General features: G+C 50.5%; 9 protein-coding genes. 4 read left to right on the top strand and 5 right to left on the bottom strand.

Annotated elements, in window-relative coordinates:
- Positions 1-28: 28 nt before the first annotated feature.
- From BZG84_RS07840 to ilvN, 3 genes are all read left to right on the top strand, one after another.
- On the top strand, positions 29-1,819 hold the full coding sequence (locus BZG84_RS07840; protein WP_077479506.1) for an AMP-dependent synthetase/ligase: 1,791 nt from the start codon (positions 29-31) through the stop codon (positions 1,817-1,819).
- A gap of 398 nt (positions 1,820-2,217) precedes the next feature.
- On the top strand, positions 2,218-3,936 hold the full coding sequence (locus BZG84_RS07835; protein WP_077678124.1) for an acetolactate synthase 3 large subunit: 1,719 nt from the start codon (positions 2,218-2,220) through the stop codon (positions 3,934-3,936).
- Complete coding sequence (ilvN, locus tag BZG84_RS07830) at positions 3,936-4,433, top strand: acetolactate synthase small subunit (RefSeq protein ID WP_077479504.1); 498 nt, start codon at positions 3,936-3,938, stop codon at positions 4,431-4,433. The genes BZG84_RS07835 and ilvN overlap by 1 nt, the downstream gene beginning before the upstream one ends.
- Before the next feature lie 60 nt (positions 4,434-4,493).
- On the opposite strand, the gene treC is transcribed toward ilvN, so the two are convergent.
- The 5 genes from treC to pykF all read right to left on the bottom strand — a co-directional run bounded on the left by treC (position 4,494) and on the right by pykF (position 11,240).
- Positions 4,494-6,158 carry an alpha,alpha-phosphotrehalase gene (gene treC, locus BZG84_RS07825; protein ID WP_077479503.1) on the bottom strand — a complete coding sequence of 555 codons (1,665 nt, stop codon included), beginning with the start codon at positions 6,156-6,158 and terminating at the stop codon, positions 4,494-4,496.
- Between the two features lie 58 nt (positions 6,159-6,216).
- Positions 6,217-7,635 carry a PTS trehalose transporter subunit IIBC gene (gene treB / locus BZG84_RS07820; RefSeq protein ID WP_077678123.1) on the bottom strand — a complete coding sequence of 473 codons (1,419 nt, stop codon included), beginning with the start codon at positions 7,633-7,635 and terminating at the stop codon, positions 6,217-6,219.
- A 145-nt stretch (positions 7,636-7,780) separates the two neighbouring features.
- Complete coding sequence (gene treR, locus BZG84_RS07815; protein WP_077678122.1) at positions 7,781-8,737, bottom strand: trehalose operon repressor TreR; 957 nt, start codon at positions 8,735-8,737, stop codon at positions 7,781-7,783.
- Between the two features lie 283 nt (positions 8,738-9,020).
- Complete coding sequence (locus BZG84_RS07810) at positions 9,021-9,698, bottom strand: hypothetical protein (protein WP_077678121.1); 678 nt, start codon at positions 9,696-9,698, stop codon at positions 9,021-9,023.
- Between the two features lie 129 nt (positions 9,699-9,827).
- Positions 9,828-11,240, bottom strand: a complete 1,413-nt coding sequence (gene pykF / locus BZG84_RS07805; protein ID WP_069591007.1) for a pyruvate kinase PykF — start codon at positions 11,238-11,240, stop codon at positions 9,828-9,830.
- Positions 11,241-11,840: 600 nt separating this feature from the next.
- Between pykF and BZG84_RS07800 the strand changes: the two genes are divergently transcribed.
- Positions 11,841-13,256, top strand: a complete 1,416-nt coding sequence (locus BZG84_RS07800; protein ID WP_158074931.1) for a transporter substrate-binding domain-containing diguanylate cyclase — start codon at positions 11,841-11,843, stop codon at positions 13,254-13,256.
- Positions 13,257-13,351: the final 95 nt, after the last annotated feature.

Here is a 13,351-nt window from a genome sequence, read left to right as displayed (position 1 = left end):
CGCCAAACGGCAAACCAAGAGAGACACAGTGAACACCCAAAACCATATCGTCACGCGCATCCGCGAGCAAATTACTGCCCAAGGTGAACGCGAAGCTATCCGTTTTCAGCAACAGTCACAGTGGGCGAGTATCAGCTGGCGCCAATTGGGCGAACGCATCGATCAGCTATCACGCTGTTTACTCAAAGCTGGTTGTCAGGTTCAGCAAACCGTCGCTATCTTTGCGCCGAACAGTGAAAAATGGGCGATGTTGGACTATGCCGCGTTGCAAATTCGTGCCGTGCCGGTGCCGATTTACGCAACCAGTACTGATCAGCAAGCGGCACACATTATCAATGATGCGGACGTGCAATGGATCTTCGCCGGTGACGAACAACTGGAGAGCGCGGTTGCTGCCCTTGAACACTGTCCCAATGTCAAAGGAGTAATCGCCCTCAACCAAGAAACACAGGCACCCGCACATCCCAAAGTGTGGGACTGGGCCAGTTGGTTATTGCAAGACGATCGCAGCTATCAAGCCGAATTAGACGCGCGCATTGATGCGCGATGCATGGATGATTTGATTACCTTGATTTACACCTCCGGCACCACGGGCGACCCGAAAGGGGTGATGCTGGATTATGCCAATGTTGCGGCGCAGCTGGAGGTACATGACCAAGTCTTGGCATTAAGACCCGATGATGTGTCTTTGGCCTTTTTGCCGCTTTCTCATGTGTTCGAGCGTGCATGGAGCTATTACGTCCTGCACCGCGGGGCGGTGAACTGTTATCTTTCAAACCCGTTTCAGGTACGTGATGCATTGGCGGAGATTAAACCGACGGTGATGTGTGCGGTACCGCGTTTTTATGAAAAAATTCATGGTGCTATTCACGATAAACTCAGTCGGGCCACCGGTGTTAAACCGCATTTATTCCGTTGGGCGCTGCGCCAAGGCGAGCGTCATGCTGCTCAGTTACGCGCAGGTCAATCACCGTCGCGACGGCAGCAATGGCAAGTAGCATTGGCCGACAAGCTGGTACTGAGTAAGCTGCGTGCGCTATTGGGTGGCAAGATGCGCTTGATGCCATGCGGTGGAGCGCGTCTTGACCCTGACATTGGCGCGTTTTTCCATGCCATAGGCATTAACGTCAAGCTCGGTTATGGCATGACCGAAACCACCGCTACGGTTTCTTGTTGGGACGATACGCGCTTTGACCCTCACTCGATTGGTTATCCGATGCCAGGGGCGGAGGTGCGAATTGGTGCGGAGGATGAAATTCAAGTCCGCGGGCCAATGGTGATGCGAGGTTACTTTAATCAGCCCGATGCGACCGCTGCCACCTTTACCGAGGATGGCTTTTTGAAAACCGGCGATGCGGGGTATCTCGATGCCAAGGGCAACGTCTTTATCACCGACCGAATCAAAGAGCTGATGAAAACCTCTGGTGGCAAATACATCGCGCCACAGCGGGTAGAAGGCGCTTTGGTGCGCGATCATTTTATTGATCAGATTGCGGTGGTGGCCGAGGCGCGTCACTTTGTATCGGCCTTGATTGTGCCTTGCTTTGATGCCTTGGAAGAGTGGGCGCGGGCGGCCAATATCGAATATCAAAATCGCAAAGAGCTGCTGAAACACTCCGATGTGGTGGCCTTATTTGAAAAGCGTTTGCAGAGCTTGCAACACGAGTTGGCCAAATTTGAGCAAGTCAAACGTTTCACTTTGTTGCCTCAGGGCTTTTGCATGCACAGTGGCGAGCTCACGCCGACCATGAAGCTGCGCCGTAAAGTGATCCTTTCACGTTACCAACATCACATTGAGGCGATGTACCAGCGTCAATGATGTGTAAAGGGGGATGTTTCTCATCGATGAGAAATGTCCCTTCTGAAGGCTATTTTCACATCGTTTTTCTCCTCGACAGGTATAGAAAATCTGTAAAAATTGTTTCCTTGTAGTGGATCTTTCCGATTTTTGACCTCCCAACCAGTATTATTTAGCAACATTAACTCAACATTTAGATTAAAAGTGTAAATACCGACTAGCCAATAGACAGTTTTGCAAATAAAACGTTACATTGATTGCAGTTTCATCCGAAGCAGGCCAAGTGACAATCTAACGCCGCCTTACCGCCAGTATTTGGTTTCGATGTCCGCGTGGTGAGTGACCACCAGTACATCTAAGAGTAAGGGGCAGGATTAGGCTAAAAGTAAGTCCTAACTATGCAAACAGGGAGGCGTAGAGTGGAAATGTTATCCGGTGCCGAGATGATCGTGCGTTCCATGATCGATCAAGGCGTAAAACATATTTTTGGTTATCCAGGCGGATCAGTACTGGATATATACGACGCATTGCACGAAAAGAGTGATATCGACCATGTGTTGGTACGCCACGAACAAGCCGCGGTCCACATGGCCGATGGTTATGCGCGTGCCACGGGGGAAGTAGGGGTGGTGCTGGTGACGTCAGGCCCAGGGGCAACCAATGCGATTACTGGCATTGCCACCGCGTACATGGACTCGATCCCCATGGTGGTGTTTTCTGGCCAAGTCATGAGCGGCCTGATTGGCAATGATGCCTTCCAAGAATGCGATATGGTGGGGATCTCCCGCCCGGTGGTCAAACACAGCTTTTTAGTCCAGCGCGCTGAAGACATTCCTAACATTGTTAAAAAAGCCTTTTATCTTGCCTCAACGGGACGTCCCGGCCCTGTGGTAGTGGATATTCCTAAAGACATGCTAAATCCGGCACAAAAGCATCCTTATAAGTATCCAGACAGTGTACGCATGCGCTCCTATAATCCGACTACTTCGGGACATAAAGGGCAGATAAAGCGTGGTTTAAAAGCACTACTGGCGGCGAAAAAGCCGGTACTGTATGTCGGTGGTGGGGCCATCATGGCCGATTGCGGTCAACAAATCCGCCAACTATCAGAAAGCCTTAACATACCGGTTGTCAGCACCTTGATGGGGCTGGGGGCGTTTCCCAGCACCCATCAACACTCGCTGGGTATGCTGGGCATGCATGGCACCTACGAAGCGAACATGGCGATGCACCAAGCCGATCTGATTTTTGGTATTGGTGTTCGTTTTGACGATCGTACCACCAACAACTTAGAAAAATACTGCCCCGATGCCACCATCATGCACATTGATGTCGACCCATCGAGCATTTCTAAAACCGTGGCGGCAGACATTCCTATCGTCGGTTCGGCGGATGCGGTACTAAATAGCATGCTGAAATTGCTGGTGGAGCAAGGTGGCAGTAACGACAGTGATGCGATCAGCACTTGGTGGCACAATATTCAAACTTGGCGCGAGCGTCAGTGTTTGAAGTATGACGTGGATCCGGAGCGCATCAAACCGCAGCAAGTGATTGAAACCTTGTATCGCCTTACCGATGGCGAGGCCTATGTAAGCTCCGACGTGGGTCAGCACCAAATGTTTGCCGCACTCTATTATCCGTTTGATAAACCACGTCGTTGGATAAACTCGGGCGGCTTGGGCACCATGGGCTTTGGGCTACCGGCCGCCATGGGGGTGAAGTTCGCACTGCCGGACGCGCAGGTGGTGTGTGTTACCGGTGATGGCAGTATTCAAATGAACATTCAGGAACTGTCGACGGCATTGCAATACGACATTCCGGTGGTGATCGTCAACCTCAACAACCGTTTCCTCGGAATGGTCAAACAATGGCAGGACATGATTTACCAAGGCCGCCATTCGCACTCCTATATGGACTCGGTGCCGGATTTTGCCGCGATTGCTGAAGCCTATGGCCATGTGGGGATGCGCATTAGCCATCCGTCTGAGTTAGAAGCCGGCCTAGAAAAGGCGCTGGCAATGAAAGATCGCTTGGTGTTTGTCGATATCCATGTCGATGAAACTGAGCACGTGTATCCGATGCAGGTGCGCGGTGGGGCGATGAATGAAATGTGGTTGAGCAAAACGGAGAGAACCTAATGCGCAGTATTGTATCGGTTTTAATGGAAAACGAGCCGGGTGCGTTGTCGCGCGTGGTGGGTCTGTTCTCTCAGCGTGGCTACAACATTGAATCACTGACGGTGTCACCCACCGATGATGCGACCTTGTCGCGCTTAAATATCACCACATCAGTGGTCAGCGATGCGGACCGCGAGCAAATCGAAAAGCATTTGCACAAGCTGATTGATGTACTGAAAGTGAGTAATGTCACCGAGAGCGATCACATTGAACGTGAACTGGCGTTGGTGAAAGTGAAAGCGAGTGGCTACGCCCGCGCAGAGGTAAAACGCACCGCCGATATTTTTCGGGGGCAAATTGTCGATGTGACGGCTTCACAATATACCGTGCAGCTGACGGGTGACAGTGACAAGTTGGATGCCTTTATTCGCGCGGTGGGTGAAATTACCGAGATCATTGAAGTGGCACGCAGTGGCGTGGTGGGCATCGCACGCGGCGAGCGAGCGCTGCGCCAGTAACCAAAGCCACTGGCCGTTGTAAGAAAAATGGCACGCCAAGGCGTGCCATTTTTGTGCGTGTTAGTCGTGGTTAATCAAGTACACCAAGGCTTCATAGGGTGCCAATTGCATTTCTGGCATCAAGGGCTTGGCTTCTGGGTAATTATGGCTCACCAAGTCTGCGTTCGGGGCAGGGGCGACAGGCAAGGTCGCTGTAACTGGTTCGCCATAAAAATTACACACTACCACCAGTTGGCTGTCGCCATTGTCGCGACGATACGCGAGCAGCTGTGGGTGGTCAGGCAGCAAGTCCTGATAATCCCCTTCACGGATCACGGGTAAGGTTTTTCGCAGGGAAATTAGCTGCTTGTAGTGATAGAACACCGAGTTTTTATCCGCCAGTGCGCTGTCGACATTGACGTCAACATAGTTAGGCGCAGGCTTGAGCCACGGTGTGCCTTTGGTAAAACCGGCGTTTGCTGAACTGTCCCACTGCATGGGGGTGCGCGAGTTGTCGCGTGAGCGTGCCGCCAGAATGGCCAACACTTCTCCTTCAGGCATGCCTTGTTCGCACAGCAGGCGGTACATGTTTCGGCTTTCGACGTCTTGATAATCATCAATACGCTGATAGCCAGGGTTGGTCATGCCAATTTCTTCCCCTTGATACACGTAAGGCGTGCCTTGCTGCATATGAATCGCGGTGGCGAGCATTTTGGCGGAGGCAACGCGATGATGGCGATCATCACCAAAGCGGCTGACTACACGCGGTTGGTCGTGGTTACACCAAAATAGTGCCCCCCAACCTTGGTTATGCAGGCCGTGCTGCCAAGTACGGAAAAGCTGCTTTAGGGCCAAGAAGTCAAACGGTGCCAGTCGCCACTTCTCGCCGCCCGGATAATCGACTTTTAAGTGGTGGAAGTTAAACACCATGGAGAGCTCTTTGCCATCTGGCGCGGAGTATTGTTGACAATGCTCCAAGGTGGTCGAAGACATCTCGCCCACAGTGACGCTGCCGTAACGCTGGAAAATGTCGCGGCTGATCTCTTGCAAGTATTCGTGAACGCGCGGGCCATCGGTATAAAAACGGCGACCATCGCCTTGATGATCATCGGGGAACGATTGATCTTTGGAGATCAAATTGATCACATCGAGGCGAAAACCATCCACGCCTTTTTCGGCCCAAAAAGCCATTACGTCTTTGACTGCCGAACGCACCGCTGGGTTTTCCCAGTTAAGGTCGGCTTGTTCGGTGGCAAATAAGTGGAGGTAATACTGGCCGGTCGGTTCATGCCATTGCCACGCGCTACCGCCAAATTTTGATTGCCAGTTGTTTGGGGCACCGCCGTTAATCGGATCTTTCCAGATGTAGTAATCGCGATAGGGGCTGTCTTTGCTGGCCAGCGCTGATTGAAACCAAGGGTGCTCGGTTGAGGTATGATTAATCACAATATCCATGATGATACGGATATCGCGTTTGTGCGCCTCGGCGAGCAGGGTGTCGAAGTCGTCCATGGTGCCTAGGCTAGGATCGATGGCGTAATAATCGGCAATGTCGTAGCCGTTATCGACTTGTGGTGATACATAAATGGGGGTTAGCCATAATGCATCGATGCCCAAGGCCGAAAAGTAGTCCAGCTTTTCGATAATGCCCGGCAGATCACCTGTCCCTGTTTGTGTGGTATCACGGAAGCTCTTGGGATAAATCTGATAAATGGTGGCCGTTTTCCACCAGGGATGTGCGTGCATAATGTCTCTCTTAACGCTAATAAAGCGGGGAGCATGCTCCCCGCAGACTGAATGGGAGTTAGACGACCGCCAGTTTGCCTTTGCTGGCTTGGCGGCGATACATAAAGGCGGTGAGTGCAATAGGCACGATAATGGCAATCAGCATCGCGACCGCGTAAACACCCCAGAACTGTGGCTGAATAGATAAAATACCCGGCAAGCCACCTACACCAATGCCGTTGGCCATCACACCGGAAAGACCACACACAATGGCGGCTAGCGCCGAGCCAACCATCGCGCACAGCATTGGGAATTTGTAACGTAAGTTAATCCCGTACATGGCCGGCTCTGTCACGCCAAGATAGGCGGAAATCGCCGCGGGCACAGAGATTTCACGTTCGTTTTCTTTTTTGCTCATCCAAATGATCCCGACAACCGCCGAGGCTTGTGCAATGTTAGACAGAGCAATCAGTGGCCAAATGGGTGTGCCGCCCATCTCTTGCATCAGCTGCAAATCCACCGCGTTGGTGGTGTGGTGAACACCGGTGATCACCAAAGGTGCATACAGGAAGCCGAACAGGGCCGCGCCTATGTAGGCGTAATCGCCGGTCATTGCCGAACGGGCTAAGAAGGCGACGCCATTACCAATCTCGCGGCCAAAGGGGCCGATGAGGGTGTGCGCCAAGATAACGGAAGTGAGTAGCGCGACAAACGGCACCACCACCAAATACAAATAATCCGGAATAATGCGTTTTAACTGGGTTTCAATAAACGCTAACGCCATCCCCGCAAACATGGCTGGGATCACCTGTGCTTGGTAGCCGACTTTTTCAATTGAGAACCAGCCAAAGTCCCACACTTCAGGCATTTCTTTACCGATAAGGTAAGCGTTCATCAACTGCGGCGATACCAGAGTAATACCTAGTACGATACCCAAAATCGGCGTGCCGCCCATTTTTCTGACCGTCGCCCAACACACGCCGACAGGCAGGAAGTGGAAGATGGCTTCGCCAAGCAGCCATAAAAAGCCGTGGGCGGTGGCCCAAAACTCGCTGATCTCGGTTAAGGTTTTGCCATCGAACATGCGGATATCACCGATCACGTTACGGAAGCCGAGGATCAGACCACCGGTGATGATCGCGGGGAGAAGGGGAACAAAAATTTCCGCGAGGTGTGAAATCGCACGCTCTAGCAGGCTCATGTTTTTACGCGCGGCTTGCTTGGCCTCATCTTTTGATTGGCCTTCGACGCCGGTAGCCTGTTGCAACAGGACAAAGGCTTGGTCCACGCTGGTGCCGATCACGACTTGAAATTGGCCAGCGCTGGTAAAGCAGCCTTTAACCATGGGGATCGCTTCAATGGCGTCGACGTCCGCTTTTTCTGGATCATTTAATACGAAGCGTAAGCGGGTGAGGCAGTGGCTCACGGTGGCGATGTTGTCTTTGCCGCCTATATGAGTGATCAATTGATCAACGGCATTTTTATTTATCTGGCTCATAAGCAATCCTGTATTGCTGTAGGGTATTCATTGGTAACGTTCCCATTGATTATTGATCGTACTAAGCCAATCATCAGTGGAATCGTTCCCACATTTTGAAAACCATCACACAGAAATTCGTAACTGCTTGATTTTTAGTGGGAGGTTAGGGAGTCACCAGGTGACAGGGTTGCGTCCAATGTGTGATAGTGGTCACTTCATCATCCAACTGCTTGAGCAGTAACTCAGCAGCATGTTGCCCTGCTTGATGGTAGCCCAGCTCCACACTCACTGCGCGTGGGAACATAAAGCGTAGCATGTCATGGTTGCCAATGCCGCCAATGGCGATATCTTCACGATGTAGGGTTTGTAGGCGTTTTGCGACCCCTAAGGCGAGAGTGTCGGAGGCGCAGACAATGGCGTCACTCTGTGGGGTTAATAGGCAATCTGTTGCGGCATAGGCGGCATGTAGGCTCATCTCACAACGATGGAGTTGTGGTGAAAGCTGGTGGGTTTGGCAAAAACGCTGATAGGCATCAGATCGGGCGAGACCTGTGGTTTCATCGCGCTCATCAATCCCCAAGAAGGCAATATGACGGCATCCTTGACGATAAAAGTGGTCCATGACTTGCGTGACGGCACCTTGGTTGTCGTAACTGACGCTGGCGTATTGCTCACTATCAACGGCCAGCACGACACAGTTGGGGGCGAATGGCGCTAGCGCGTTGAGATCACAGCCCGAAAAACCAAAAAAGATAATCCCATCCACGTTACGGCGTTTTAGCACATCGAGATGGGCTTGTGCTTTTTGTTGTGAGAACTGGCTTTCCATAATGGCTGCGTCATAGCCTTTGGCATACAAGGTATTGAGCAGTCCCGTCAGTGCGGTGTTCTCTGAGTTGGAACTGAGCTTTGCCACGATCACGCCCACAACACCGCTGCGTTGCGCACGCATCGCGCGCGCTGATTTCGACGGTAAAAAGCCATGTTGGTCGATCACCGCTTGTACTTTAGCGCGGGTACTGTCTTTAACGCGTGCGTCATGGTTTAGCACACGCGATACGGTCGATTTCCCCACCCCGGCTAAGCGGGCAATATCCAAAATGGTTAATGGTTTTGTCATTTTTTTCTCTGTGGTAGCGGTAAATCAGCGACTTAGACTCAGCCTCTTCGCGCGCCATGATAACAGGCGTGATTGGCGCTTGCGATTTATTGATTAATTTGTAAACTACAGCCTGATTTTTGAACAACCATCCTACTTTAGACTGAAATGATGATGAGCCACCCTGTCGTACAAACCATCAACAAGTGCCTAGTGCGCATGACTACACTGACGCTCGCGGTAATGGCATTAAAGCTTAGCGCGATTTATTTAGTGCCGTTAGCGGTATTGATCAAAACGCACTTCAAAGAAATTGTCCACTGGTAAGCGCGATAAGCTGATGGTCAATGTGCTGGTTTAGTGATTGCCAGTACAGCTGATAGCGCTGCGTATACGCTTGCGGGCGCGGCGAAACCAAACCGCGCACAATCGGAAATAACTGTTGCCATTGTGCCAGCCAATCTATCTTCACATCAGGATGGGTGAGATAACGCTGGTGCTGTGCCATGACTGGAATCAACGCCTTTTGCAAGTAGGGGTTGATACCACAAAGCAGCTGGGTGTGCAGGGTTTGGTGCCAATAGGCCATGGTGGTGATATCGGCGCTATCTTTGGCGGGTAAGTGCTGAATAGAATGAATCAGTCCCAACACCTGTAATGCAGTGTGTTCATCAAGTTTGCTAGGAAAGCTATCGATGCACGCACCAAACAGACCTTTTAGGGCTTGAATCAATGCCTGCCAGTCTGCTTGGCTTAATGGTGTGAGCCGATAGCCAAGATGAGGCTGATAAAGAACCCGTCCTTCTACCGCTAATAAATGTAACCCATCGCGCGCTGTGGCCGTCGACAGGCTGAGTTGCTCACACAAAGCGGAGACAGTGAGTGGATAATCGCCCTCTGCGCGCGCTGTGAGTGATAACTGGCGGGTTAATATGGCTACCCAGATTTGCTCCATAGCGTGTTGGGCTTTGGTGAACTTCATAACACTTCCTGTGCTAGGTCGACGAGGTTGGCTCGCGACTAAATGCAAGCCTCTTTATCATGCCACCGTGTCATGGATAAAAAAACGCCCCGACATTGTCGAGGCGTAGGCGTTGCTATTGGTGCTTAATTACAGCACGTGCACAGAGGCGGTGTTGGTGGTACCAGAAGGCACAAGCGCGCCTGAAACCATGACCACGATGTCGCCTTTATGCGCCAAACCAGACTCAAGCGCGATGGTTTTACCGCGACGGTAGAACTCATCGGTGCTGTCGATGCTTTCGATCATCACAGGTGTTACACCTTTGGTTAGACACAGGTGAGCGGCTGTTTTCGGGTTGGTGGTGACCGCGATGATGTTTGCCGTTGGGAAGTACTTACGTACTGAGCGTGCTGATTTGCCCGCTTCTGTGGCAACAACAATCAAAGGTGCGCCCAACTTCTGAGAGGTATCAACCGCGCCTTTACAGACCGCTTCGGTGATACGCAGGCGATCGCTATCGAGACGAGAACCCAGCGCAGGTGACATTTGACGGTCAGTACGCTCACAGATTTGCGCCATGATGCTCACCGCTTCAACCGGGTATTTACCTTTCGCTGACTCGCCAGACAGCATGACGGCATCGGTACCGTCCATGATCGCATTCGCCACATCACCGGCTTCAGCGCGGGTTGGACGTGGGTTTTTGATCATTGAGTCCAGCATTTGTGTTGCGGTAATAACCATCTTGCGAGCACGGTTACACTTCTCGATCATCATCTTCTGCGCGAAGATCACTTCTTCCACTGGGATTTCTACGCCCAAGTCACCACGGGCTACCATGATACCGTCAGACGCTTCCAAGATAGCGTCAAAATTGTCGACACCTTCTTGGTTTTCAATTTTAGAGATGATCTTGATGTCGCTGCCGCCGTTTTGAGCCAGCAGCTCGCGGATTTCTTCCACGTCTTCTTTCTTACGAATAAATGAGGCCGCAACAAAGTCAACGCCTTGCTCACAACCAAATTTTAGATCCGATTTATCTTTTTCAGCCAGTGCAGGCAGGCTCACCGAAACACCTGGCAGGTTAACGCCTTTGTTTTCGCCCAACTCACCGTTGTTCAGTACCTTACAAACCACTTCTTTTTCAGTCGTTTCTAGTACTTCCATCTCAAGCAGACCGTCATCAACGAGTACAGTGTTGCCTGCTTTTAGGTCACGAGGTAGGCCGGCGTAAGTAACGGCTACGCGATCTTTGTTACCCACGACAGAGGTGTCTGTGGTGAAAGTGAACGTTTGACCAGCTTCTAATGCGACGTCGTTACCACCTTCGAGTTTGATGGTGCGGATCTCTGGGCCCTTGGTATCGAGCAGAATCGCAACTTGCTTACCGGTTGTCTTCATGACGTTGCGCAAATTTGTGATACGCGCACCGTGTTCGGCATAGTCACCGTGTGAGAAGTTAAGACGCATCACGTTCATGCCTGCATCAACAAGCTTAGTCAGCATCTCTTCCGATTCAGTTTTAGGTCCAATCGTACAAACGATTTTGGTCTTTTTCATCGACGCATTTCTCCGGTCAAAAATTGAAACATAAACTTGGGGCCTAACTGCAAAAGACTGATTTAAATGTAATTAAACAACATAAACAGGTCGTTATCGCGGTGCAGTTAGCAAAATTCTCGCATTTCTCAATGACGTTACCGCAGCCTTCACGCTGAGGTGACGTCACTGTTTTATCGATCGTGAGTATAGATTGTCTGCGTTGATCTGTGTTGATCACGGGCAATAAAGGCGTTGTTGGTGTAACACGATTTCACCCTGTGCCATCGATTCACCATTCACCTCCCATCCTTTGGGCGCGTAAATTTACCACAGCTCACCATCCAGATCATTACAAGCCGGTGACAGTAATCGGTTTCAGCACGCTTTTATTTTGATGATTACGTTTTCTGTTGATTATCACCCCATGCGACAAGGTGGTTGTTTTATGCGCTGTTAGTGATTCTTTTGTCACTAATGAGTGTGATCTGTCTTCCAATTTGAACTGGATCATGCTTTTTTATTAAGTCTTTTGCGTTCACCTAGAATTTATCTACTATCAGAGCACTTTCGATGGGCTGCCTAACAATGTTTGCGCGTATTTTACGGTTTTTGACAGGGATGCTGCTTATAGTCTTCACGTATGCGAGTACGCAGGTGTGGGCCGATGACGCCTATCTGTCAGAAAATAAAGACATTTTAGTCGCCACCCACTCCTCTGTGTGGAAGCCTTATAGCTATTTATCCGACTCAGGTCAGCCCAAAGGGCTATTGATCGATTTCTGGCAGGCTTATGCCAAATACAATCATGAATCCATTCAGTTTGTTCTGTTAGATTGGCCTGAAACCCTTTCTTACATGCGAGAAGGCGGTAACCGTGTGCATGCCGGTTTATTACGTTCGCCTGAACGTGAGCGCTTTTTAGATTTTGCGACGCCAATTTTTAATATCAATGGTTCTTTGTATGTGAAAAACCAACCGGGCAGTGCGGATACTAAGCCTTTAGCGGCAGATCAAGTCGTTGGTGTGGTAGCAGAAAGTTATGAATCCTCGTTCTTAGCCAAGCACTATCCACAAGTGGAGCAACGTCGCTTTTTAAATAACGAGGATTTATTTGCGGCCGCGCTAGAGGGTGAGATCCAAGCCCTTGTGGCGGATAGTCAGGTCGCCAACTTTTACTTTTTGACTCAAGGAAAACCGCTAGCATTTGTCGCGGAGCAGGTTCTTTATACCCGTCCAATTTATGCAGCAGTGCCGAAAGGCAACCAAGCATTGCTCGATGAAATACGTGTTGGGATCAGTCATATTCCGTCTGAGGAACTACTACGGATTAAGCAAAAATGGATTAATACCGAGCGGATTGAGGCGTATCCCGATTGGTTAATCCCGACCATAGTGATCATGGTGGCATTGAGCGCCGTCGCGTACATCTTTTTCCTCAAGCGCATGGTGTACAAGCGCACCGTTGCCTTGCGCCAAGCCAATGCCCGCTTGCGTGAGTTTGCCAATACCGACCCACTGACTCAATTGCTGAATCGACGTGGCCTAGAGGGCTATTTTTCTCGCCTTAAACCCAAACTTCAGCGTCAGCAAGAAATGGGGCTGATCCTCATCGACCTCGATCACTTTAAACAGGTGAATGACAAATACGGTCATATGCAGGGTGATAAAGTGTTAGTGCACCTTGCCAGTTATTTAAAGCGGGTCGTGAAGCATGGTGCCGTGGCACGTTTAGGGGGCGAAGAATTCTGCGTGCTGTGTCCGGCCACGTCATTAGATGAAATGATCGACATAGCCAACCATATCCGCTGCGATGTGGCAGACAGTGTGTTTGAGTTCGATGGCGCCGAGATTCGTGTCACCGTAAGTATTGGCGCAATTGTATCCAGTGATGTTACTGACGACATTGCTTCGCTGGATTTGGATACCTTGACCCATGCCGCTGACCTTCTTATGTACCGTGCGAAAGATCGTGGTCGTAATCAAGTGATGCTGGCCTCCTCTCAATCAGTGACCACACCTATTGCAGAAGCCTGATACCGTTTTCTGTTAGGTAAAAACACGCTTTTCGTTTTCTTTTCTTGCAGCGTTTTTATCATTAAATATACTGTATATATATACAGGTATTTTGA

This window comes from Salinivibrio sp. PR932, from assembly GCF_001996125.1.
Taxonomy (GTDB): domain Bacteria; phylum Pseudomonadota; class Gammaproteobacteria; order Enterobacterales; family Vibrionaceae; genus Salinivibrio; species Salinivibrio proteolyticus.
The sequence above is the reverse complement of the archived record's forward strand: the minus strand, read 5'-3'. Positions and strand labels throughout refer to the sequence as shown.